At 48.4% G+C, this 23,753-nt stretch carries 18 protein-coding genes; 11 read left to right on the top strand and 7 right to left on the bottom strand.

The genetic code is table 11. The annotated features are described in order from the left end of the window. Positions 1 to 341 precede the first annotated feature (341 nt). A complete protein-coding gene (locus tag ACJJIS_RS01495; protein WP_475709305.1) occupies positions 342 to 656 on the bottom strand; it encodes a cupin domain-containing protein in 315 nt (104 codons plus the stop codon). A gap of 298 nt (positions 657 to 954) precedes the next feature. Here ACJJIS_RS01495 and ACJJIS_RS01490 point away from each other — a divergent pair, with 298 nt between their 5' ends. Then, on the top strand, positions 955 to 2,013 hold the full coding sequence (locus ACJJIS_RS01490) for a hypothetical protein (protein ID WP_475709304.1): 1,059 nt from the start codon (positions 955 to 957) through the stop codon (positions 2,011 to 2,013). A gap of 80 nt (positions 2,014 to 2,093) precedes the next feature. On the opposite strand, the gene ACJJIS_RS01485 is transcribed toward ACJJIS_RS01490, so the two are convergent. Then, positions 2,094 to 3,494 (bottom strand): aryl-sulfate sulfotransferase, encoded by a 1,401-nt coding sequence (locus tag ACJJIS_RS01485; RefSeq protein ID WP_445362608.1) that lies wholly within the window; start codon positions 3,492 to 3,494, stop codon positions 2,094 to 2,096. Positions 3,495 to 3,537: 43 nt separating this feature from the next. On the opposite strand from ACJJIS_RS01485, the gene ACJJIS_RS01480 reads away from it, so the two are divergent. The 3 genes from ACJJIS_RS01480 to ACJJIS_RS01470 all read left to right on the top strand — a co-directional run bounded on the left by ACJJIS_RS01480 (position 3,538) and on the right by ACJJIS_RS01470 (position 5,102). Then, complete coding sequence (locus ACJJIS_RS01480; protein ID WP_444918344.1) at positions 3,538 to 3,789, top strand: hypothetical protein; 252 nt, start codon at positions 3,538 to 3,540, stop codon at positions 3,787 to 3,789. 585 nt (positions 3,790 to 4,374) lie between these two features. After that, positions 4,375 to 4,698: a hypothetical protein gene (locus ACJJIS_RS01475; RefSeq protein WP_445361025.1), complete on the top strand. Its 324-nt coding sequence runs from the start codon at positions 4,375 to 4,377 to the stop codon at positions 4,696 to 4,698. Continuing rightward, a complete protein-coding gene (locus tag ACJJIS_RS01470) occupies positions 4,656 to 5,102 on the top strand; it encodes a L,D-transpeptidase family protein (RefSeq protein WP_238152069.1) in 447 nt (148 codons plus the stop codon). Before ACJJIS_RS01475 ends, ACJJIS_RS01470 begins: the two co-directional genes overlap by 43 nt. A 67-nt stretch (positions 5,103 to 5,169) precedes the next feature. On the opposite strand, the gene ACJJIS_RS01465 is transcribed toward ACJJIS_RS01470, so the two are convergent. Both ACJJIS_RS01465 and ACJJIS_RS01460 read right to left on the bottom strand, forming a co-directional pair. Then, positions 5,170 to 6,573: an alanine/glycine:cation symporter family protein gene (locus ACJJIS_RS01465; RefSeq protein ID WP_444907135.1), complete on the bottom strand. Its 1,404-nt coding sequence runs from the start codon at positions 6,571 to 6,573 to the stop codon at positions 5,170 to 5,172. A gap of 177 nt (positions 6,574 to 6,750) precedes the next feature. Next, positions 6,751 to 8,268: an MFS transporter gene (locus ACJJIS_RS01460; RefSeq protein ID WP_475709303.1), complete on the bottom strand. Its 1,518-nt coding sequence runs from the start codon at positions 8,266 to 8,268 to the stop codon at positions 6,751 to 6,753. 186 nt (positions 8,269 to 8,454) lie between these two features. On the opposite strand from ACJJIS_RS01460, the gene ACJJIS_RS01455 reads away from it, so the two are divergent. The 3 genes from ACJJIS_RS01455 (at position 8,455) to ACJJIS_RS01445 (ending at position 13,709) form a co-directional block, all read left to right on the top strand. Beyond that, a complete protein-coding gene (locus tag ACJJIS_RS01455; RefSeq protein WP_475709302.1) occupies positions 8,455 to 10,896 on the top strand; it encodes a glycoside hydrolase family 31 protein in 2,442 nt (813 codons plus the stop codon). Between the two features lie 51 nt (positions 10,897 to 10,947). After that, positions 10,948 to 12,861 carry an alpha-amylase family glycosyl hydrolase gene (locus ACJJIS_RS01450; protein ID WP_475709301.1) on the top strand — a complete coding sequence of 638 codons (1,914 nt, stop codon included), beginning with the start codon at positions 10,948 to 10,950 and terminating at the stop codon, positions 12,859 to 12,861. 215 nt (positions 12,862 to 13,076) lie between these two features. Continuing rightward, the gene (locus ACJJIS_RS01445; RefSeq protein WP_475709299.1) at positions 13,077 to 13,709 is read left to right on the top strand and encodes a hypothetical protein; all 633 of its coding nucleotides are present in this window, start codon (positions 13,077 to 13,079) and stop codon (positions 13,707 to 13,709) included. A 47-nt stretch (positions 13,710 to 13,756) separates the two neighbouring features. On the opposite strand, the gene ACJJIS_RS01440 is transcribed toward ACJJIS_RS01445, so the two are convergent. Next, the gene (locus ACJJIS_RS01440) at positions 13,757 to 16,309 is read right to left on the bottom strand and encodes an alpha amylase C-terminal domain-containing protein (protein WP_475709298.1); all 2,553 of its coding nucleotides are present in this window, start codon (positions 16,307 to 16,309) and stop codon (positions 13,757 to 13,759) included. 898 nt (positions 16,310 to 17,207) lie between these two features. Further along, entirely contained in the window at positions 17,208 to 17,366 is a 159-nt protein-coding gene (locus tag ACJJIS_RS01435) for an ADP-ribosylglycohydrolase family protein (RefSeq protein WP_444907129.1), read from the bottom strand. Between the two features lie 249 nt (positions 17,367 to 17,615). On the opposite strand from ACJJIS_RS01435, the gene ACJJIS_RS01430 reads away from it, so the two are divergent. The 3 genes from ACJJIS_RS01430 to ACJJIS_RS01420 all read left to right on the top strand — a co-directional run bounded on the left by ACJJIS_RS01430 (position 17,616) and on the right by ACJJIS_RS01420 (position 20,569). Then, positions 17,616 to 17,945 carry a hypothetical protein gene (locus ACJJIS_RS01430; protein ID WP_444911623.1) on the top strand — a complete coding sequence of 110 codons (330 nt, stop codon included), beginning with the start codon at positions 17,616 to 17,618 and terminating at the stop codon, positions 17,943 to 17,945. A 761-nt stretch (positions 17,946 to 18,706) separates the two neighbouring features. Continuing rightward, entirely contained in the window at positions 18,707 to 19,246 is a 540-nt protein-coding gene (locus ACJJIS_RS01425) for a hypothetical protein (protein WP_475709297.1), read from the top strand. A 471-nt stretch (positions 19,247 to 19,717) separates the two neighbouring features. Continuing rightward, a complete protein-coding gene (locus ACJJIS_RS01420) occupies positions 19,718 to 20,569 on the top strand; it encodes a universal stress protein (protein ID WP_475709296.1) in 852 nt (283 codons plus the stop codon). A 67-nt stretch (positions 20,570 to 20,636) separates the two neighbouring features. On the opposite strand, the gene ACJJIS_RS01415 is transcribed toward ACJJIS_RS01420, so the two are convergent. After that, the gene (locus ACJJIS_RS01415) at positions 20,637 to 22,283 is read right to left on the bottom strand and encodes an alpha-amylase family glycosyl hydrolase (RefSeq protein WP_475709295.1); all 1,647 of its coding nucleotides are present in this window, start codon (positions 22,281 to 22,283) and stop codon (positions 20,637 to 20,639) included. A gap of 270 nt (positions 22,284 to 22,553) precedes the next feature. On the opposite strand from ACJJIS_RS01415, the gene ACJJIS_RS01410 reads away from it, so the two are divergent. Further along, on the top strand, positions 22,554 to 23,402 hold the full coding sequence (locus ACJJIS_RS01410; RefSeq protein ID WP_475709294.1) for a DUF3014 domain-containing protein: 849 nt from the start codon (positions 22,554 to 22,556) through the stop codon (positions 23,400 to 23,402). Positions 23,403 to 23,753: the final 351 nt, after the last annotated feature.

Raw genomic sequence — 23,753 nt, 5'->3', positions numbered from 1 at the left:
ACCAAAAATAAAATTTTATAAAATCTATGCAGATATCACTGCTTGACGTAAGACTAAAATAAAAAACCAGGTAGCATAAACTACCTGGCAGAAAAGGATTTGACTTGGTATCAAACGATCAGACCAAATTAAAGCTATCCAATTTAAGCAAAGCCCCGAAAATTTTAACAGGCCTCTTCGGTATATGGAGATATGCACAGGCTGACCTGCTAGTCAGTAGACACACCTGTCTTAAAGCTAACAATACTAACTCGTCAGAGGACTTTAGATCCGATTTACATTGGTAGGTATAGAACTCTTGATAGGAGCTCATAAGATTTATATCTTAAAAGATAACTGCTTCACTGAAAGAAAACTGCCAACCATATAGTGGCCTCATCTGCAGCTGTCTCCACCACCCGGTGCCTTTGATTTGCCCCAATCAAGAAGTTATCCCCCTTCCCCAGGTGGTGCCTCTCACCATTTTCCATTTCAATAACACCATAACCGGAAAGTACTAACACCCACTCATGCTCATCTTGATCATACCACCCTGTTTCAGGCGAGGACTGCCCGTAAGATACAATCCGCTCAACCCTGCAGCTTTTCCCCTCTAGCAAACTCTCAAAATGCTCCCTAGAGTGATCACCTGGTAGCTGAGTGAAAAAATTACCCATAAGTCTCCCCTAACATTAAATCGGCATGAAAAAACAATTTACAAAAATACAACTATACTAAAACCAATAGACTCTACAATTGGGATTAATATAGAAAAACATACGCCAACCGAAATCAAAATGAGCCCGAGACCAGAAAATAGAATATCTTTTACTAAACCTTCAATATTGGCTCTTTGACGCCCCCAAAACACAACACTCACATAAAATATAAAATAGATCATTCGAAATAGATATGAGCACCTATTAAACAGCAGTAGATACCAGATCACGATCTATAAAACACAAAGAACATATAATGACTATATATTTACATTCAGGGCTACATAAAACCGGCACCACAGCAATACAATGTTACGCCTATAAATATAGAAGGCTGTTAAGAAGTAAAGGTATTTTATATCCCATTATTCATCGAAATTTAATTAGCATAGATAAGGGTCACCATCTTTTTGCACACTCATTTTCCGATCACCCTGAAAGTCCACCTATCTCCAGAGGAAAGTTGCTAGCATATGACTGGAAGTCAAAGTCGCAGAAAAACAACCTTGATCTATTAATTAGTGCAGAGCCTATTTGTCGACATACTTATAAAACAAAAGATTGCTCCTGGATTGAGGCTCGGCACCATTATTTAGAACAACTCTCCAACACATTACCCCCAGAGCAAACTAAAATCATCTTAACCTTGCGCAGACAAGATAATTTTGCCCAGTCTCTATACAAAGAACATATTATGAAAGGAGTATCTCCACTAGCGAAACTGCCATTCAAGGAGTTCCTATCAAAGATAGAAGGTAGAAACCTGAACTTTTATAAAAATATAGCAGCATTCAAAAAGTTCTTTCCCAATATACAAATACTCATTTACGAGCAGCTATGTAATGGCGACCTACCAGTTAATTTCTTTCGTGCTCTAGGGATTTCCGGCCTACCAAACTCTAACAAAATCATAAGAGAGAGTCTATCAAATGAAGAGGCCGCTTTAAAGCAGATATTAAACCAGCAAATACACTCAAAATCTGAAAATACAAAACTATTGAAATGGATAAAATCTGGCAATACACAAAATATAATCAAGCGAACACTACCGAGATCACCACACCTATGGAACTCTGATGAAGATAGGGCTAATTTTTTAGATCGATATTCACAGGAAAATAAAAAAATAAATGATGAGTTCCTCGAAGGAGGTGAAGAACTGTTTCCATCAAATCATAAACTTCCCAAAAAAAAGCCTAACATTATCACGCTAAAGCCATATTTAATTAAAACACTTCAAGCCCTATCTAGTGATATTCAACAGTTACTGGGGGAATACCGCTTTAGAAACATAATCAATGCTATAGAGCACTGATTGCCAAATCTGGTTAGAAGTCCTTTAATAAGGATCGCCAGCAACAAAGTATGTTACTGGCGCCTAACTATTTAGAGGATCTAAAGCGATAAATCACTTACCACTGATATATCATTCCAAGTAAAACGCTCAGCACGATATACACTCGTATCATTGACTATCATCTCCCAAACCGTCTCTGCAGTCTGATCGCCGGCGATTTCAACAATATATGCATCTCTATTGTTGCCGGTACTAGCACTGGATGGGCCGCCCGCGCAAAGTAGAATATTCCCACCGGGAAGTTCATCTACATCCCCTAAAGAATTGGTGTACTTTGGTGCAACGTACTCCCAAGTTTGCACTGCCACCATTTCCTCTGTGTTTAAAGAGAATTTCACTGCGCGGCTATTATAGACCTCACCACTGTATTCGGACTCATTCCTATTATCGTAAATCAGAATGTCTCCGTCTGACGCAAGCATAGCTGCATGCTGAGAAGCCATCCAGGTGCCATCTTGCAATGAAAATAATTTCTCAAGAAATCCCTCGGAAGCATCCAAATCCCTACCCATAATCCAGTTTACTTCGCCACTATTATGATCAATATTGACCACCCAGCTTTGAGAGCGACTTGACAGTAAAATCGAATTATCGGCAGAAATATAGTGTAACGAGTTAGAGTGAGTCCAATCCAGCGCACCATTGCTCGCTTCTCGATTGGCTAACTCACCGGGGAAACGCTGAGTATCGAGATGATCGAATGCAGACCATTCCCATACAGTATTGCCCTGCCCATCCACTTCAAGAATCGCATCTCCTTTTATCAATTGACCATCAATTGTTTCATAGGCGTTTGTTAATACCAGTAGATTTCCATTTTCAAGAAGAATTGCATCGTGGTGATAGGCTGGCAGCTCAAATGATTGCAGCGTTTCACCAGCAAAGGAGATAATCCTTGCTTCCTGATCCAACAGCAACATTAAATTGCCATCCTGTAAATTGCGCACTACCGGAGCTCCGGTTAGAGGAACATCTCCGTGAAGGTACCAGACAACCTCACCCTCCTCATCGAATCCCCAAAAGGTATTATCCCTGTCACCTGAAGGTGCAAAAATAGTTACACCTCCTTCGCTTTGCTCTGTAAATGTAGTTACCTCAACTGGGGGAGCGCCTTCAGGTAACGAACCAGTCTTGAAAGAAATAGTCGAACTCTGCACAACGTCTCCACTTTCCAGCATTGCCAGTGCAGTAAAACGGTAAGTGGTATCGGCCCTTAAACCTACTAGGGTCATATCATGCTCTGTGCCCCAGTCGGTATAATTTGTTCGCCGACGGTCGGTTACCGCCGAGTTGATCCTGATCGCCACTCGCGACTCACTGCTAGTCGATACTTGCGCATTCACCATTAAACTATTTAGTGGATGCATCGAAAGGGTTAATTCTACTTCGTCATCCAAAGCAAGCAGAGCTTCATTCGCTTGCTCTACCTCAACACTCACGCCCGGATTGCTGTACAGCATTACAATACATACTAGAAAAAATATGGGTAACGTCGATCTTCCAGTCATAGCCAAATCCTATTTAATAAATATTAAAAGTAATCATCCCTACCCTGGTATTTCATTTTCAGGGGAGCTTCCAATAATCAGCTATCACATAACGCAAAAAGGGTGGATTCGTTTACTTGGTTTTCAAACCAGAAAGAAATATTTTAGCGATCCCGAAAAGGAAATTTCTTCATTCAATTTTCTAATGCGCAATGGCCCGCACAACAAGAATGAGAAATGGGGATAATTTTGGATAACGATATAGTCGCGACACTTACTAAGATGAAATAAATAATAAAAACTTTTTGAACGCTATTTCTATTATTCTGGCGTGGTTCAAGAACGCTGGAAATTGACTCGCAAGTTACGGTAGATTACTCATAAAACCTTAGCAACTAAGACAAAATCCCTAAAAATCACTAACAAATAGAAGAGCATCCTCTAAGAGAACCTCAGTATATTCCTTTTTGTTGTCACCAGCCCTTAAGACCCACCTTACCATCCCTTGGACTTGTAGTGGTTCATGCCGCCGCAGTACCAACCCGCAGCCGAGGCCGAGTATACGGTTATCTGCTTTGGGGAAATCACCAGCTATGGACTTGTCCCTGTAGTAGGGCAGAAATACTTGCCCTAAGACAAACTGTAGCTGGATTCAAAATCCACGGTTGTTTACACGGCCCACTGGTAGTAGAGAGGTGTGTAATGCATAGCCGATCTTCGCTGCAAAATCATCAATCCATTTCCACGAAACAGAAGGGATCTCTACGCAAAAAATCATCATTCGCCGCTGCCGTAGTGATTGTGGGATCTGCAATTCTTGCCCCACTGACCTATGCCGTGGATTATTCCAATTCCCGCTATAATTCGCGATACAGCGCTCAACATGGACATGGAAACTACGGAGCACACTCCAGGTATAGCAGGGACTACCGAGCAAATTCACGGCATAGCAGGAATTACAGATCGCACTCAAGGCACAACCGGGACTACAGAGCACACCCCCGATACAACAGAAATTACAGGGCGCATTCCCGATACAACAGGAATTATCGGGCTCACTCCAGATACGGAACACATTCCAGATACGCGGCGAATCCACGGCATAGCCGCCATATGTGGTTTAAATCCAATATTCAGGGAACACCGCGTATTGTGATCGACCTCAGTGATCAAATGGCATACTTCTATAAGGGCGGGCGTCTGGCCGGTATGTCCCCGGTATCTACTGGCAAACCCGGACACCGCACACCTACCGGTAACTTCCGTATTTCACAGAAGAAATACAGCCATCGATCAAATCTGTACGGTCACTACATCAGCCCACGGGGCTATGTAATGCGCAGCAATGTGGATGTGCGCCGCCACCGCAAACCTGCGGGTTCTCGATTCCGCGGGGCATCTATGGATTACATGATGCGTATCAATGGCCCCGTTACCATGCATGCCGGCCACGTCCCGGGATATCCCGCCTCTCATGGCTGTATTCGTATCCCCTGGCATATGGCTAAGATTTTTTATGCCCACGCCAAGGTTGGTACCAAGGTGTCCGTGGTGCCTTAAGTTGGAAGTAACAGGTAAATTTTTACCAACCATAAAAAAGGCGGACTATTTAGTCCGCCTTTTTTAATTAGGAGGCCTCGGCCTCTTTTCTCTTTGTTAAATCCATACGGGTAAAATAATCGTGCGCCGCTCGATTAACATGCCTTGCCAGCAATAAAGTAGACACCATTGTTGGAATCGCCATTACCGCATACATCCCGATGATGATGCTGTTTACCGCACTTAAAGAAGCCACCGCACCCAATATAATCAGCACCATGTAGAGTCCGGTATAAAGACCCTGCCAGCGGCCACCGAAAAGAAAAACATAGCACTTCATACCGTAATACCAGCAGGTAACGATAGTGCTGAAAGCCAGCGGAAGGACCATTAGCAGTAGCAAAATTGGGCCGAACTGCCCAAACACCTGAGAAAATGCCTGTGCTGTCAAGGTAACGCCGGCAATATCCCCTTCCTGCTGCCAAGCGCCAGTCAGTAGTATCACCAGGGCAGTGCAAGTGCAGATAACCAGTGTGTCTACAATGGGGCCCAGCATGGCAACCACGCCTTCTCGAACGGGCTCACGGGTTTTCGCTGCACCATGGGCCAAAGATTCTGTGCCTATACCCGCCTCATTGGAAAATGCGCCCCGGCTTACCCCTACTGTGATTACCGAACCCAGAGTACCTCCAGCAATAGCTTGACCACTGAAAGCATCCGAGAAGATCAGCGCAAATGCTGCCGGTACCTGCTCCCAGAAGCTGGCAATCACCACAAGAGTCATGCCCAGATAAAACAGTACCATGCCCGGCACTACTCTTGCGGAGAATTTACCGATACGCTGGATACGACCGGCAATAACGTAGGCCGATGCAACAGCAATTAATAAGCCAATAACAAAATCAAAAGTGAGTGAACCTCCGGGTGCTACCCAACCCAAGGGCTCAGCAAAAGACTCTCGCAATAGCTGCGTGGTTTGATTGGACTGAAACACCGGCAACATACCGCAGAGTCCCGCCACGGCAAACAGTACCGCGAGCGGCATCCAGCGTCGGCCCAACCCCTCGCGAATAACATACATGGGGCCACCTTGCAGTTCCCCGGAGGCATCGCGACCGCGAAACATCACCGCCAGCGTCGCTGTATAAAACTTGGTAGCCACCCCCACCAGGGCGGTTACCCACATCCAGAAAATCGCCCCAGGCCCACCAATCGTAATTGCGATGGCAACCCCAGAAATATTGCCAAGTCCCAGGGTTCCCGAAAGCGCTGTGGATAGCGCTTGGCTGTGATTCACTTGTCCAGGGTCATTGGGGTCATCGTATCGGCCACTTAAAAGCCCAATACTGTGCCCAAGATGGCGGTAGGGACGGCCACGAGAATAGATTAATAGCGCGAGGCCTCCACCAACGAGTAGCACCAATAAGGGGGGACCCCAGACAAAACTGGCAAAAGCCTCTAATGCCTGATCAATAGCAGGGAATATCGACATAATTTAATTCATTTCCGGTGAGATTCGCCCAGTCTAGGTACGCTCACACCAGACTGTCAAAATGCCGCCATAAAACTCCGCAGCCTCATAAATGCGAAAAATTTGGGAAAACCTGGAATCCCGGCAATAAAAAAGCCCCAAATAGGGGCTTTTTTAACAATCTTTTACAACTTTTTATCAAGCTGTAGTAGTTGCCTTTAATGCGGGCTCGGGTTCTGAACTCTCCCTCACCAGCGCCACCGATATAGCGCCAAGCAACATACACACCCCCGCCAGAACAATGATGTAAATTGCCTGGTTTTCGAAAACTGTTTTCAATATCAAGCCAGCTACCAGGGCAGAAACAATTTGTGGTGCGGCGATAGTGAAATTAAAAATCCCCATATAAACACCGGTCTTATCCGCCGGCAGTGAGTCGGAGAGGATCGCATAGGGCATCGCCAGAATAGCGGCCCAGGCAATGCCCACACCCACCATCGGTAGCAATAATCCCAGGGCGCCACTGGGTACGGAAACTTCTGTAATCAACAGATTCACCTGTGTGGGATCGCCCCCCTGGAAGAACAGGAAGCTGATGTATCCCAAACCGCCCAGTGCCAGCGATAGGGAATAAGTGAGCTTACGCCCCAGCACCTGAGACAAACGGGCCAGGACAATAGAGAAGATCGCTGCAAACAGGGAGTAAGCAGCAAAAATAATTCCTACCCAGTCACCGGCAGCACCCTTAGCGGCAGCGATATGTGCGGGAATTTCTTTGACACTTTCCAGATAGGCGGGATCAAACCACTTGGCTTCCACTCCCCAAACGTGTTGAGTGATCGCGGGCGTGGTGTAAACCCACATAATAAACAGGGCAAACCAGGAGAAGAATTGCACCAGGGCCAGCTGGCGCATAGTGCGCGGCATTTTAATTAGCAGCTGGAAAAAACCGATCAAGCGCTTTGCAAGTGGGGGTTTTTGCTGTCTCTCCCACTCAAGTTGTGCGGAGTCGAGACCTTTATAGGCATTGTACTGCTCCGGCGGATACTCCTTGGTGCGCAGCACAGTCCACAACACACTGCCCAGCAGCACTGTGGCGCCGATATAGAAAGCCCATATAACGGAGGGCGCCACCTCTCCCGCACGAGCGGTATTTTCCAGACCAATCACATTAGTCAGGATGAATGGCAACATGGAGCCGAAGATGGCGCCAATGTTAATCAGCAAAGACTGTATCGAGTAACCCAGGGTGCGCTGCTCTGATGGCACCATGTCGGATACCAGGGCGCGGAAAGGCTGCATGGTAACGTTAAAGGCCGCGTCCATCAGGGCCAACATAACGCCGCCAAAGATAATTGGGGCCACTATCGCCACCACAATCCCGGCATTGGGCATAAACGCCATCCCCAGGGCTGCGGCGATGGCACCAAAAAGGATAAAGGGGTTGCGGCGACCGAAGCGACTCCAGGTCCGGTCCGAAGCTGAACCCACGATCGGCTGTACGATCAGTCCCATGAGCGGCGCCACTATCCAGAATAGAGACAGGGAGTGAAGGTCCGCCCCCAGATCAGACAAGATTCTACTGGCATTGGCATTTTGCAGAGAAAAGCCAAATTGCACCCCGAGAAAACCTAGACTGACATTCCACACCTGCCAAAAGGGCAAGCGCGGTTGCTGGGCTTGCGGCGCAATGGCGCTGCTTGCTGATTGGGTCATAGAGGTCACCGCATCACTAGTTATGCTTATTCTGCCATTCTCACACGCTCTCCCGGAGCATCCATCCTCCCCCATAGGGGAGGATGCGGGCCAGATCCTTCGCTTTAGGATAAACTCAGGCCCATGCGTATACGCCGGGCCAACACGAAACTGTGAATCCTAATCAAGCAACTGAAGTCCCGCGCGATGATCCTAAAACTCCCACTCCTGCGCCTGGTGTGTCTCGCAGCTACACTCTGCCTGAGCGCTCAATCCCTGGCCGCTGAACAGCGCAACTACCGCGATCACACCATGAGCGAAGACTCACTAACTGTACAGACGAGTGAGGGCGAGGTCACCCTCACCCCGGTTGGTCCGTCAGCGCTATCGGTGCACTATCGCCGCGAAGGCCTGAAGCAGTTGCCCTCATTTGCGTTGGCCAGCGATTCTGCCGGCCGACCCGAGGCTACGCTGAAGCAAAAAGGGGACAAGCTCGTTTACCGCACTGGCTCGCTTACTGCAGTCATCCACAAGTCTCCCTTCCGAATCGAGTACTTGCGCGGTAGCGAACAAATCCTGAGTGAAGAGAGTGGTTTCTTTGCCACCGAGACGATGCGCGGATTCCGTTTCGCACTGTCGCCAGAGGAAAAACTGCTGGGCGGCGGAGAGCGGGTTATGGGGATGGACCGTCGCGGTCAACGCCTCCCTCTGTATAACCGTGCCCATTACGGATACACCACCGAATCCAACCAGATGTATTTTTCCCTGCCAGCAGTACTGTCCAGCAACAAATACATTCTGCTGTTCGACAACTCTGCCACCGGCACCCTGGATCTGGGCGCAAACGAAGAAGATATCCTGCAATTTGAAGCCGTAGCCGGGCGCACCGCTTACATCGTGGTAGCCGGTGATACTTATCCACAGTTGCTGGAGAATTATGTATCCACAACTGGCAAACAGCCCCTGCCACCCCGTTGGGCCTTGGGTAACTTCGCCTCCCGCTTTGGCTATCACAGCGAAGCTGAAGTCCGCGCAACCGTGGATAAGTTTGCCGAAGAAGATTTCCCCCTGGACGCCCTGGTGTTGGACCTCTACTGGTTTGGCCCAGATATAAAGGGTCATATGGGCAATCTTGCCTGGGACAAGGAAGCCTTTCCCGAACCAGAAAAGATGATGGCTGACCTTAAAAAATGCGGCATCAATACCATCCTGGTGACCGAGCCTTTTGTCCTCTCCACCTCCGAACGCTGGCAGGAAGCCGTGGCGAATAATGCCCTGGCCAAAAACCTGACCGGAGAACCCAAGCGTTTTGATTTCTACTTCGGCAATACCGGCCTGATCGATGTCTTCTCTGAAGATGGCGGCGACTGGTTCTGGAATATTTACGACGGATTATTGGAACAGGGCGTAGCCGGCTGGTGGGGCGACCTGGGTGAGCCGGAAGTTCACCCCTCCGATACCGTTCACGCAATCGGTATGGCCGATGAAATCCACAACGCCTTCGGCCACGCCTGGGCGCAATTACTGCACGAACGCCAAACGGCAAAATACCCAGAGCGCCGCCCCTTTATTATGATGCGCGCCGGTTTTGCCGGCTCCCAGCGCTACGGCATGATCCCCTGGACCGGCGACGTCGCTCGGGAATGGGGTGGCTTACAGCCCCAGGTGGAATTGGCTCTGAGCATGGGCTTGCTGGGTTTTGGCTACACCCATTCAGACCTGGGTGGCTTTGCCGGCGGTGAGAAATTTGACCGCGAACTCTATATCCGCTGGTTACAGTACGGCGTATTCCAACCGGTTTACCGCCCGCACGCCCAGGATCATATTGCTTCCGAACCGGTTTTCCACGACCGCCGCACCCGCGATATCCTGCGCGAATATGTAAAACTGCGCTATCGCCTGCTGCCCTACAACTACACCCTCGCCTTCGAAAACAGCCAGACCGGCATGCCACTGATGCGCCCGCTGTTTTTCGAAAACGAAAGTGACCTATCTCTCCTGGACTACAAGGATGCCTACCTGTGGGGTCAAGATTTCCTCGTTGCCCCAGTCGTGGAAGAAGATGTGGATGAGGTCGCGGTAAAGCTGCCCGGCGGCACCTGGTTCGATTACTGGACTGATGAACAATATTCTGGCGATCAGGCCCTGGTAGAAGTGAACCTGAAAACGATTCCTGTACTGGTGCGGGCCGGCGCCATTATTCCCACCATTGACGATGTCCACAGCAGTCGTGATTACTCCAGTAAAAACCTGACCCTGGACTACTACGCGCACTCATCAGCAGCAAAGTCCGAGCGCTATGTTTATGAAGATGATGGCGCTACCGCACAGGCTTTTGAAAAAGGCAAATACGAGAAGCTGCATTTCTCAGCTGAAAACAAACAGCAGGGTTTAACCTTCGCCTTTAATCGAGAAGGAGACGGTTATACCGGTATGCCGGAATCCCGCAAGGTCAATTTAAAGATCCACAACTGGCAACAAGTGCCTGCGCAGCTTGATGTTACCGGCGAATCCCTGCCTATTTTCGACAGTGAAAAAGACTTTGCTCAGGCACCCCGTGGGGCCTGGTACAACAAGCGCAAGCAGCAACTGCTGGTTAAATTTGACTGGCACAAAGAACCGCTGGATTTAATGCTCAAAAATCAATAATTCAGCAAACCGCTGTTCACTGACAAAAAAATTTAAAGTCATCAGGAAACAATGAAGAAGTTACATTCCCTGTTTATTGCCAAACTCCTTTCGGCTTCCCTACTGGGTGCTGCTCTATTCGGCACTGCCGGCTGCAGCCAGGATAGCAGCCCGGAAGAATTACAACCCGCTGAAAAAGTTGCGGAGAAAAAAGCCGTTATCTACCAAGTGCTACCGCGCTTATTTGGCAACACTAACAGTACCAACAAACCCTGGGGCACACTCGAAGAGAATGGTGTGGGCAAGTTCTCCGACTTTACCCCAAAAGCACTGAATGAAATCCACGCGATGGGCGCCACCCATATCTGGTACACCGGCGCCCTGCACCACGCGCTCGTCGGCGACTACACCGAATACGGTATCAGTAACGATGATCCAGATGTGGTCAAAGGCCGCGCCGGCTCTCCCTATGCCATCAAGGATTACTACAGCGTAAACCCAGACCTGGCCAATAACCCAGCAGAGCGATTACAGGAATTCCGCGCACTGGTGGAACGCAGCCACGCGGCCGGCCTGAAAGTAATTATCGATATAGTGCCTAACCATGTAGCCCGCGCCTATCATTCTCTCGATAAGCCCCAAGGCGTGCAGGATTTTGGAGCTGGCGACAACACCCAGGTCACCTATGCCCGCAACAACAATTTCTACTATGTGGTGGGCGAAGACTTCCGCGTGCCCGTTGCAGAAGACAGTTATCAGCCTCTCAATGGCGAGGCAAATGACCTTGTCGATGGGCAATTTATAGAAAGTCCAGCCAAATGGACCGGTAACGGCGCGCGCAGTGCACAACCTGCCATGCACGACTGGTATGAAACCGTCAAAATTAATTTTGGCGTTCGCCCCGATAACAGCAAGAACTTTTCTGAGCTACCCCAGGAGTATGCCGAGCGCGACTACCGGGCCCACGCCCAGTTTTGGGCAGACAAGAAAGTCCCGGATACCTGGAAAAAATTCCGCGATATCGCCCACTACTGGCTGGACTTTGGCGTGGACGGATTCCGCTATGATATGGCCGGTATGGTGCCGGTAGAATTCTGGAGCTACCTGAATTCCTCCATCAAAATGCGCAACCCCAACACACTGCTACTTGCCGAAATCTATACTCCAGAGCGCTATCGGGATTATCTGCAGCTGGGCAAAATGGATTATCTCTACGATAAAGTCGGTACTTACGATGCTATTCGTGCGGTCATGGAGAACAAGGGCAGCGCAGATAAAATCGCAGAGGTACAGGCAAGCCTGGTAGATATTTCCTCTCATATGTTGCGCTTTATGGAGAACCACGACGAGCAGCGTATTGCCAGCGCACAATTTTCTGGCAACCCAGAGGCAGGCAAACCTGCAATGCTGGTGTCTGCCACGCTCTCTCCAGCCCCTACCTTGGTTTACTTTGGCCAGGAGTTAGGAGAACCCGCCAACAAAGATACCGGCTTCGGCAAAGCCAGCCGCACCACCATTTTCGACTACTGGTCAGTACCCAGTGTGCGCCGCTGGAACAATGAGGGCGCTTTTGACACTGCACTGCTGACAAAAGAAGAAAAAGAGCTGCGCAGCTTCTACCAACGCCTGCTTAATTTCTCCAAACAGAGCCCGGCCTTACTTGGCGATTACCTGGACTTGCACAGCTACAACCGCAAGCAAAACTCAGGCTATGGGGAAAAACAATTTTCCTTTGCCCGCTGGAACGAACATGAAAAATTGTTGGTAATCGCCAACTTCGATAACAGGGCAGTGGAGTTTGATTTTCAGTTGCCTACAGCACTTCTAGAGGCCTGGAAACTACAACCGGGCAGCTACCTGGCTGAAAGCCAGATATCCAATAAGGTGGCAAACCTTATCTTGGAAAAAGACCAAGCCTCCACAAAGATCCAGTTGGCCCCCTACGAAAGCCATATCTTTGCAATATCCACTGCCCCCCAGAAATAGCCACTCAGCCCTGGAGGGGATTACTCCCCTCCAAGAGCGCTTAAGCACAGCAATTTATACCCACCCTACCCCCTTTCTCACAACATAATCCCGACAATTCCTAACCATACTCATCAGGTAACTCGCTTGACATAAACACTACTCCATGTATATTGCTCACAATTATATTGTGCACAATTTAAATAAAAGCCGAAATTGATATGCAAGGGGACATTATGAACCGACAACATAGCCGCTATTTTTCACTACTAAACCTAATTTTGGCTGCACTTTTAGCATCAGTAGCACTTCCTGCAATGGCTGAAACTAACAAGGCTGAACAGAGCGAAGCACCTATCCAGGTGACAAACGAGACTTTTAACTGCATCCGAGATATGACCAAGGTGCGGGGGTTTTATGTGGATAATTTACTGGGAGATCTGGATGGGACTCTAGAGGTCGCAAACTCCAGCACTGGAGGTGTTTATCCTCCTGGATCAGTGGTCCAGTTAGTACCCGGGGAAGTGATGGTCAAACACCAAAAAGGCTTTAACCCCGCCACTAAAGATTGGGAGTTTTTTGAACTGGATGTTTCTGAGGAAGGCAGCAAAATCCGTAAGCGAGGTTTTGTTGATGTAGTTAACCGTTTTGGAGGTAACTGCTTTGCCTGTCATGTCCAGGCCAAACCGCAGTGGGATTTAATTTGCGAGACCGGACACGGCTGTGAACCCATACCACTGACAAAAGAAATACTGGCCTTACTGCAAAAAACCGATCCTCGTTGTGAATCGAACCCAGAGTTAAATCAAGAAGAGATTGCAAAATTGCAGGCGTTACAACAAGCACTGCTGGCTAAAGAAAATAAATAACTAAAGAAGCCTGCAGACCAACTTCCTGGCCTGCAGGCTCTTATCAATTACAGTGCAATCACACTATAAATCATGGTTTGATCATTCACCTGCACCTTGTAGCTTCCGCTTACAGAAGTGTAGATATCAGACCCACCCTGCTCCAAGTCGCCATCGGAGTCGCTATCGCCGTAGTTTTCACTCCAGTCAGCATTAACATCGAACTTGAAACGCTGCTGCGATTGACCATCAAAATTTACCTGGATTTCCCAGGTGTTGTCGGCCACTAATTCCATAGCATCAGCACCCCAACTATTTGGTGTGCCACGGAAATAAAGTGAGGAAAAGTTGGATGCGTAACTACCACAGTCTGCACAGGTCAGGCTGTAGCTCAGGGTTTCATCATTAACCTCAACAATATAGGTACCTGATACATCGGTGTAGATATCATCCCCACCCTGCTCCAGAGAGCCGTCCGCATTGTTATCCCCGTAGTTTTCAGCCCAGTCACTGCTGACATCAAACTTAAAGCGCTGGTTACTGCTGCCATCAAACACCACAGTGGCACGCCAGGTATTATCTGCAACGAGGGTCATCGCCTGAGTGCCCCAGCTATTGGGCGTACCGCGGAAATTTAATGCCGTAAAGTTTTGAGCATAACCAGCATTGGGATCAGTCACGGTAATGGTTGCCGTAGCACTATCGGTTAAGCCATCGTTGTCAGTAACAGTGACTGTCTCGGTATAAGTGCCCGCACTGGCGAAGCTCAAAGTTTTCGAGGAAGAACTACCACCACTGCTCCAGCTATAGGAAATCACACTACCGTCGCTATCAGTAGAGCTGCTGGCATCCAGGGTGACACTCTGATTGACTTCTATTGTGCTGGATACTGGAGTCACACTTGCAGTGGGTGCTTGCTGGGAAGAGACCTCGGTGATCGAATAGGCCAGAGTCTCATCATTTACTTCAATTAAGTAGTTACCGGTTACAGAGGTATAGATATCTTCTCCGGTTTGATCCAGCGTGCCATCAGCACCATCGTCACCGTAATTTTCGGCCCAGTCACCATAGATATCCAACTTAAAGCGTTGGTCCGCCTGGCCATCAAAATTAACCACCAATTGCCAGGTATTATCTGCTACCAATTCAAAAGCCGTCGCTTCCCAATTATTTGCTGTGCCACGGAAATAAAGGCTGGGGAAACCTGTACCAGAACATTCATCACCACAGGGACCAGATAGCTGCCCACCGTGAATGGCAGCAGCGGAATAAGCTGCAACATTGAAAGTTGCATAGCCATTGCTGCCTACGGAAATAACGTCGCCGCTGCACTCATCATCTCCCGCCAGGACATTGCAGTAGTCCCCAGCAGGAAGGCCTGTATACAGTGTCTGGCTGAGAGAGTTGCCCTCGTTATTGATAACGACATAGCCTTTATCACCGCGTCCAAAGGCAATCTGGTTATCTCCGTTATCCCACCAACTTTCCATACTGGTGCCGTCGGTGTAGTTACGGAAACCCACCATATTGGCAATATTGCCCCATCGGTGCTGACATACCCATTCGTTGTTTTCACAACTCTCCGGACCAGTATTGGGGGGACCAATATCCGTATCGGTAAAGTCATAACCTGACATTACCTTCGGATAGCCATAGGGGTGTGCCAACATAAAAACATTGGCCAGGTTATACTTGTAGCCATCGTGATAGGTCAGGTTACCGCCACCCCCGTGGCCACGTTCACGATCGTGGTTGTCAATAAAGTGAACTGCATCGCTGGAAGATAAAAGTCCCCAACTCTCGCCAATACTGGCGAGGTTTTTAATTTGTCCGTTAAAATTACTCGCTACATCAGTGCCGTACTTAAATTCAGTCACACGGCCCAGGAATGTATAATTTGATGGCTGGATTTCAGAGGCTTCGCCAGCTGCGCCGATAACTTCAGAAAAGATCCAGGGATTACCAGCTTTACTCATGATGCTGTACATATCGCTGGGAGACATATGCTTAACCGCATCTACACGGAAACCATCAACGCCCATACCCTGTAATTTATTTAGGTAATCGGCCAGGGTCTGCTGAACATAACTGGAACCAGTATCCAAATCTGGAAGTCCACTCAAGCGGCAATTCCAGACATTATTTGCATCGCTATAGTTATCAATAGTGCAATCGGAGTGATAATCCCAAGAGGAAAACTCACCGGGGTGATTCAACAGTGTCCACTCGGTGCCACCCCAACCCGTGCCTCCACCATTCCAGGCCGCCGTATGGTTGATGACTACATCTGCGTAGACTTTTACACCCGCCGCATTACAGCGGCTGATCATGCTCTGTAACTCAGCCTCAGTACCGCTGCGGCTGGTCAGGTTAGTGTAGGAAACCGGCTGGTAGCGCGCCCACCAGGTGGAGTGGCTGATATGTTCATGGGGCGGGGAGATCTGCACCGCATCAAAACCTTTCGGCCCCAGGAACTCCTCACATTCACTGGCGATATCATTCCAGCTCCATTCAAACAGGTGTACAAAGGCTGTACCTGCGCTGGCATGGGTACTGGAAATGGCTCCGAGTACGATACTCGCGCCTCCCAGAAGCCCTTTTAACGGAAATTGTTTTTTCATTTTAGCTTTCCTTTTTCTCTCATCTGTAGTCGTTATCTTTTTTGTATAAAGAGAACCCCGGAGGCAGTTGCCTACCAATGATTAATGGTTCTCCATTTCTACATAAGTAGGGTCAACTTATAAGCACACCTTTTCCCAGGCACTTGCAAATACTTGGATTGCATTCGCCCCACAGTAGGGGCTAGAAATATTCTCCTCAGGCGACACAACCAATAGGCATTCGCTCAAGAAAAGAATCTGTGGGAAGCACCGCAAGCGGCGAAGAAAAGTTCAGGCTTATCATCACAGGTGACCATTTATTATTTTTTGCAATTCAAGCCGGATATTTGGAAACCCCAACTACGCAGTATCTAAACCGCTGGATTTCAATACCCGACCAATTGATCACTCATCCTGAGATATCCACAGACCACCAAAGGCATCAATAAACCGGTAGTGTGTGAACAGATACCGAACAGCAGCGGTAATATGCACCTCCTGTGCTACTGCAAACCCGAAATTACAACTATTCGGGCATTTGGAAGGCTAATAATCAGTGCTTGAGAGCACATCCTCCCTATAGGGGGCGTAGTAGATATTTGTGCTACAGGTCTAAATAGCGAAGAGAATTTGGCTTTTAAGACCAAAATTTAAACAGACGGGAAAACAGAATCACTCACAACTCTAGCTTTAAATGCTTGAAGTAATGACGGTATGTGAGCACTTCTTAGCGATGACTCTAGATAGATAGAAATTAATACCCCAGATATTTCTTAGTTATTCCATGAGCATAATCGCAGTGTTCATCAAACTCACTTACAGGCCAATCTCGAAACTCCAGTAGATCCTGACCTATTTCTGATATCTCATCAGATAGCTCAAGTTGAGCCAACCAGTTTGCAAGAATTGCACCCACACCCTAATTGGCACCAATCAGGATTCCGCTAATAGAGCCTGTAGAATCTAAATCGCCATCGTGATTAACAGCCATCAGCAACGCTTCTTTGAAGCTTGGAGCTTTAAGGGCACAGTAAACTGAAATAACAAGAGCCTCTTCAGCCACCCAACCTTCCCCCACCTGTTCAATCGCCCGACCTCAAGGTCTATCTCCACGAGCAAGCTCTTCAGCCAACTCTATAGCTATAGCGTCTCCATATGATTTGGATGTTTACACAGCTCCGTTATAGCTGTAGTAATGCCTTGTTTACCGTAGTCTAGAGTAATATTGCATCCAGGATATCGAGAAAATCGACATAATCCTGCATTATGTGCGCTGGGCTTACAAGAAATTACTCGACTGTTCGACAAGTGTAAATGGAGGCAGTAATTGAAATTTAGCAAGCGGCAAGTAACTTTTCTTTCACTTGCCTTATTATCTGGATTTGTTGCATGGTACGCTCTCGGTGCTGCATCTTCTTGTGCTCATTTTGATATTAAAGATTTTTGCAAAGGCGTATTTACTGTTGCACAAGATGAAATGGTGCTAAGCGAAAAGTTAAACTGCTTCCGGCTAGCCGAGTTATCTAGTTCGCTATGCGACTACACTTTCAAACTGGGTATAGGTGCGCTAGCCCTGGGTATATCGACGTTAATAATTAGCATTAGAGAATTAATCTACTCAAATGTCGTAGACAACTGGAATATCGAAAATTCATAATAAATTAATGAAAGTCACTCCGACAGGGCTGGAGCTTCACTTCGCAGTTTCTCTGTAACGCTTAAACCTTTTATAGCGCGTTATGAGCCAAGTAGAATGAATAAAGAAATTGCTAATTGATAAATAGCATATAACTAGTCAATGAACTACTCCTCTTCGACATTTCAGGACTTACATTTCGTCTAACTACGTTTTAGGTACACAATGTGGTTACCTCAATACTCAGAGACTAGATTTGTGTCAGTTTAGTCAGTAGCTAAAAATACGTATAACAAGCGACGGTACAAATACACGTTTTGCGTTTTGGACTCTCTACAAGTCGCTAGCAAAAGGAGCGGGCGTTAAACATAGAAACTTTCTAAAAACACTTCAATTTGTCACTTAAACACCCAAATCACTTAGTTTATCTACCTACCTCCTACAGCAGATGTGGCAATCTGCCATACAAAACCTGCTATGCATCTAAGCTATTGCGGTAGATAATTTTGATTAGTTCCTCAGACTGCAGGCTCAAGTTTTGGCATAGTGTATCTGAAGGAAATTACCTTACAACTTGGCACCATAGCTTCATTCAAGTGTGATCTCACCTTATCAGTAGAGAAAGTAATGTATTTTCCTTGTAAACTTACCGGGCAGTGAACATGTAGTTCATTCCATCTGCACTAACTATAAAACCGCTCAGCCGGTAACTGAAATAGACAGCTAGGGCTCGATCCCTACTGTGAAGCTTCAGCTTTTATATTCAAATTAAGGGGAAAAGGATGAAATTTTTCAAAGGGATAAAGGTATTTTGCCTTGCAGTGACACTTTTAGCTTTATACGGATGTGGTGTCGCACACGTAAAAACAGACGTTCAAGCGCAAAGTTTTGAAGACTATAAAAATATATTAATACAAGACGTAAGGGTGTACTCAAATGAAAGTGCAGCCAAAAACAATAGTGCCCTACAGGAAAAAATGAAAAGTTGGGAGCTCCATACCCGCAGTGAACTCGAGGAATTTGCCAGAGAGAGCGATTATCAACTCGTCAATTCCTTAGATGAAGCTGAAGGCAAGACTTTGCTCGTTGATCTTGATGTGAAGGTTCAATACGGAAATCGCGCATTGCGCTGGGCTGTTGGCTTTGGCGCAGGAAAGGGAGGCGTTGACTCTGTCCTGACTGTTAAGGACTCCGAAACCGGTGATGTTAAATACAAGGCTCACGCCGATAGTGATCTGTCCGTGGGCGGTGCAGGTGGAGATATTGGCGCTGTACTTAAGAAAAATATCAAAGCGCTCATTGACCAGTATCGGGAAGTCTAAACCTTACGAATTGAGCACTAGGGACGCGCGTATAGTGCGCGCTCCCTCTTCACCGAGTAAGTTTCTTTGGGAAAGACTAAAAGAACCGATCACGGCTTAACTCAAAGAGCCTGTAGCCGATAGTTACTTATGGTGTTGTAGTTAGCCCCCCACTCTCTAAGTAATTCCAATCCCAACATACTCCAACCAGCTCTCAATAACGCTACCAGGCAAGAATACATTTTGAATTCTGGTCACCCGCATTTTGGTTGTAGTAGGGCTTGCACGCGCTACCTATAAACTTGATCTACCTCAATACCCCCACCCCCAACTTCGCCATTATGCGCAACAAAATTATTCGATGAGATAGGCGCCAAATTCGACAAATGGGACAGTCAGGTACTCGGGCTGACCACCCCATCATGATAGATTAGACCTCTTGGTCAACTGCAGGTCGCACTGGCCAGTAACACGCTTAGTTGAGGAGAAAAAATGGAGCAGCAAAGCACCGTATTCGTTGTAGTGGACCCTAACGATGAGAAGCATGTAGCTCTGGAGCGAGCCCTGATCACTTCACGTGGACGCAATCCTCAGCCGCGACTGGCTGTATTCGTCGCAGTTGATGGTGAAGCGGTGGATACCCGTGCAGTTAACGACCACCTATTTCGCGATGAGTCGTGGTTCCGTGAACAAATTCGTGAACCCATCTCAGAAGCTGGTCTTTCCTGTGAGATCACTGTTTGCTGGTCCAGTGATTGGCAGGCGGCCATCGTGCAGGAATCAAAGCGTTGCAACGCAGAAATGATCTACCTACCAGTACACGCGAAGAGCAGCCGTCGCTTTACCTTCGCCGAATCCAAATGGCGAGTCCTGAAAACAGCGCGCTGCCCAGTGGTATTGATTCGCCCCGGCGCCAAGGATGAGCGCAAAGTTGTATTGGCTACCGTTAACTACCAGGCAAAAACCCTCGAGCAGCGCGAGCTCAATCGCCAGATCAGCGAACGCGCGACCTATATCGCAGGTCATTACGGAGCAGAGCTACACCTCGTAAACGCCTTCCTGGATTCCATGCTCTACCCAGATCGCGGTGCTTTGGCCAAGCTTGCCGATAAAACCGGTGTCCCCACCCATCGCATTCACGTAAAGCGCGGCTATACCAGTGATGTTGTTGAGGATGTGGCCCGTGAGATCGATGCAGACCTGGTCGTGATGGGAACCATGAATCAGTATGGCGAGACCGGTTCATTCCTGCGTGGCAATACTGCCGAGCGTGTAATTGGCCAGTTAGACGTTGATGTGATGGTATGTAACCAGTTCACTACAACAACGATGGATAACGATTAAGTCATCCCATTTTCAAGGATGCTGAAAGCCCCAGCAGTGCTATCTGCAGGGGCTTTCTTTTTTGGATTTACTGCGATTTAGCAGATAGCAGTAGCAGAGTTCCCTCTGTATCGAAATTCACCCTGCCATCCTCAACTTTGGCTCGCTTACCCGAGTAGTAATCGGTCAGTTCGATACCATCGGCAAACACACCTTTAACTGATACGCTCTTCTCACCCCCGGACAGTTCCATCGCCACAACTACCGGCTGCTCACCAGATAAGGTGCGGGAGAATGTATAAGGCTTATCCTCCAGCTTCTGGTGTACACCAGCGCCTACTGCCGGGTGCGATCGCCGAAACTGCCCAAGCTTCTGCCAATGAGCCAGCAATGCACGGGTTTCCGGCTTTTCCAAGTCATCCCAGTTCATATTGGTGCGCATAGAGGCGTCGCCAAATGCGCGATCATCAATCATGGGGCGCGCCAGTTCATCACCGTAATATATCTGCACTGCACCGGGCGCCAACATCAGTTTACTTGCGGCACTCAGTGTGTGCTGACGCTCGCGGTCAAATGAGTGATGGTCATCGTGGGAGCCTAGATAATTCAGGACACCGAGCCCTTTTAGTTCACCACTGTTCAAGGAGGAGGAATAGCTGGAGAAAATATCCTCCGCTGGCTTGCCCGCAACCTGGGCAAAATCGAAGTTAATCAGACTGTCAAAACCGTACTGATAAAAGTCCACTTTCCGGTCGCTATAATCGTAAGAGCGACCAACACTGGGACCAAAGTTGTTAACGCCGAAATGGTAAACCTCACCCACCATAAAGAAATTGCGATCGTCCAATTTCTTCTTTGGATTCTCAGCCTTCCACTCCGCCAGGGCTATATCCGCTTCGTTTTTCAGTATTGCCCAGGCTTGTGGCTCTACGTGTTTGACGGTGTCCACACGAAAACCATCGACACCGTATTCACGCACCCAGTCGGTTAACCACTTGATCAGGTAATATTTGGGGGCGCGGGGATAGCCAGTGCGCTCGAAAAAGGCATCCAGTTCACGATGCTCTTGCTGCAGGCGGCCTTCTTTTTTCCACTTTGCCACCAGTTGTGGCGGCAACTCGACATCTTTCTCGCTCTCCGTGAGGATATCCGTCAGGTTCGCGTGAATTGCACACTCAACATTGCCGGCATAGTCAGACCAATCGCATTGCTGGCTATTACGCAGCCAACTCGAGGGCCATCTGGAATCCTGTTCAGTGACTGGCCCGGTGTGATTGAGAATTACATCCAGCAATACGCGAATCCCCTGGCTGTGAGCTACCTCAATCAATTCCGCCAGGTCTGCTTCAGTACCAAAGTTGGCATCTACGGCAGTCCAGTCCTTAGGCCAGTAGCCATGGAAAGCGTAGGTGCGTTTATCGGACTCATTGTAGCCATGGATGTTCTCAATCACCGGGGCCATCCAGACAGCATCGACTCCAAGATCATTAAAATACCCCGCTTCAATTTTCTCGATAACGCCGCGCAGATCCCCTCCCTCAAAGCCACGCAGGTATGCCGCATCGTCTTTGCGGCCGTAGGGGAAGTCATTGCTGCTATCGCCGTTATTAAAACGGTCCGGCAACATAAAATAGACTGTCGCATTGCGCCAAAAAGGATCTACCGGCTCTGCAGCCACGGCAGCTTGTACACCACCCAGCATCAGGCCAATCAATAAGCTGGTGAATTTTCCCATTGTTCTCTCTTTTATTCGCCGCTCAGAATTATTCAGAAGCTCCCCAGGCCACTCTAATAGGCCCAGTAAATCAAACATCCTCCCGCGCGGGGGCGTAGGTGCTGCGCAGGGTATAAGACCGGCGATAAGGTTGTGCAATTACCCCATAGTAAAACTATTTTGCGAGCGGCGCTTTTGCAGAGTAATGTAAAACCAGCAGATCGCGAGAAACCGCAGCGCTTTGTCGTGGTCCAAGCGTCACATTCTGTTAGCAGTCAAAGGAGGCAGGGAATGTCGGAACAACAATCTAGGCAAGGGTGGATCATCGGCATTATTGTGGTGGTCGTTGTCGCTGCAGCAGCCTATTGGCTCTGGACCGGCGAGGAAAAGAAAAAAGAAATTCCCACCATCGGTGTTGTCGAAGAACCCCAAACTGCTCCCGAGCCGGAAGCCCTGGCACAACCTGAGAGCCAGGAACCAGCCCAACCGCCCGAGGAGCCGGTCATTGAAGAGGAGCCCGGCAGAGAGCCGCCTCCCCCCCTGAACGAGAGCGACAAGGCCGCATATGACGAGTTAATGTCATTGGCACCCGACGGAGCCCTGTCCCGCTGGCTGGTACCCGACGAAGTAATACGTAAATGGGTGGCCGCTGCCAACGCAGCATCCCGTGGTGAGCTGATTCACAAGCATCGCCCGCTGAAAACCATTCGCGGCCCCATCATCGTTACCGGGTCATCCGCTGAAGGCTACCAGCTATCCCCGGAGAACTATCGCCGTTACGACCAACCAGTACGATTGTTCGCACTGGCTAACACTGATGCAATCATCACCTTGTATCAATACTGGTACCCCCGTTTAGCCCAGGCCTACGGCGAGCTGGGGATTCGCAACAAGTCATTCCACCAGGTGGTGATTGGAGCAATCGACAATGTACTGGCAGCGCCAGATGTTGAAGGCCCTATTCAATTGATACGCCCGTCGGTGTATTACAAATTTGCCGATCCAAAACTGGAAAAACTCCCTGGAATACAAAAGCTGATGATCCGCATGGGCCCCGACAATGCAGCCCGAGTTAAGGAAAAGCTGAAAGAGATAAAGGCTAAGCTCGAAGAAATGCCCGTTCAGGAGCAAACCCAATAAGCAGATCTCAGGTCACTCAGCTTACAAGCTGGGTGGCCTCCCACCTTCAAGATTCGGTTGTTTTTTAACCACTTTATCGCCTGGACACAACAAACCCTGCCTTCATCAATTTGAACCTCCGAAAAACTTATTCAAAACGCCAGCGGTCATACCCATCCGATACTCAGCCCATAGCCATTGGGGTATATTACCGGCTGTTCACTAAACGATCCCAACACCAAGCGGTAACGGAGCGCCGCTGCCAAACGGCAACAGGCACTGCCCTATAGGGAAAGATCCAGGGTTCAACAGGAGCGAATCAATCGTAGGGTGCCCTGCGTGCCCCTTCTGCTTACTCCCCACCCAAGATCT

Source organism: Microbulbifer maximicatervae (SeqCode), assembly GCF_056231245.1.
The sequence above is the reverse complement of the archived record's forward strand: the minus strand, read 5'-3'. Positions and strand labels throughout refer to the sequence as shown.

What these genes read in the sequence shown, in the direction of transcription:
- ACJJIS_RS01420 (WP_475709296.1), top strand. Translation starts at nt 19,718, where the DNA reads ATGGAGCAGCAAAGCACCGTATTCGTTGTAGTGGACCCTAACGATGAG.
- ACJJIS_RS01455 (WP_475709302.1), top strand. Translation starts at nt 8,455, where the DNA reads ATGATCCTAAAACTCCCACTCCTGCGCCTGGTGTGTCTCGCAGCTACA.
- ACJJIS_RS01410 (WP_475709294.1), top strand. Translation starts at nt 22,554, where the DNA reads ATGTCGGAACAACAATCTAGGCAAGGGTGGATCATCGGCATTATTGTG.
- ACJJIS_RS01490 (WP_475709304.1), top strand. Translation starts at nt 955, where the DNA reads ATGACTATATATTTACATTCAGGGCTACATAAAACCGGCACCACAGCA.
- ACJJIS_RS01475 (WP_445361025.1), top strand. Translation starts at nt 4,375, where the DNA reads ATGCCGTGGATTATTCCAATTCCCGCTATAATTCGCGATACAGCGCTC.
- ACJJIS_RS01415 (WP_475709295.1), bottom strand. Translation starts at nt 22,283, where the DNA reads ATGGGAAAATTCACCAGCTTATTGATTGGCCTGATGCTGGGTGGTGTA.
- ACJJIS_RS01465 (WP_444907135.1), bottom strand. Translation starts at nt 6,573, where the DNA reads ATGTCGATATTCCCTGCTATTGATCAGGCATTAGAGGCTTTTGCCAGT.
- ACJJIS_RS01470 (WP_238152069.1), top strand. Translation starts at nt 4,656, where the DNA reads ATGTGGTTTAAATCCAATATTCAGGGAACACCGCGTATTGTGATCGAC.
- ACJJIS_RS01460 (WP_475709303.1), bottom strand. Translation starts at nt 8,268, where the DNA reads ATGACCCAATCAGCAAGCAGCGCCATTGCGCCGCAAGCCCAGCAACCG.
- ACJJIS_RS01425 (WP_475709297.1), top strand. Translation starts at nt 18,707, where the DNA reads ATGAAATTTTTCAAAGGGATAAAGGTATTTTGCCTTGCAGTGACACTT.
- ACJJIS_RS01480 (WP_444918344.1), top strand. Translation starts at nt 3,538, where the DNA reads ATGGGTAACGTCGATCTTCCAGTCATAGCCAAATCCTATTTAATAAAT.
- ACJJIS_RS01495 (WP_475709305.1), bottom strand. Translation starts at nt 656, where the DNA reads ATGGGTAATTTTTTCACTCAGCTACCAGGTGATCACTCTAGGGAGCAT.
- ACJJIS_RS01445 (WP_475709299.1), top strand. Translation starts at nt 13,077, where the DNA reads ATGAACCGACAACATAGCCGCTATTTTTCACTACTAAACCTAATTTTG.
- ACJJIS_RS01440 (WP_475709298.1), bottom strand. Translation starts at nt 16,309, where the DNA reads ATGAAAAAACAATTTCCGTTAAAAGGGCTTCTGGGAGGCGCGAGTATC.
- ACJJIS_RS01450 (WP_475709301.1), top strand. Translation starts at nt 10,948, where the DNA reads ATGAAGAAGTTACATTCCCTGTTTATTGCCAAACTCCTTTCGGCTTCC.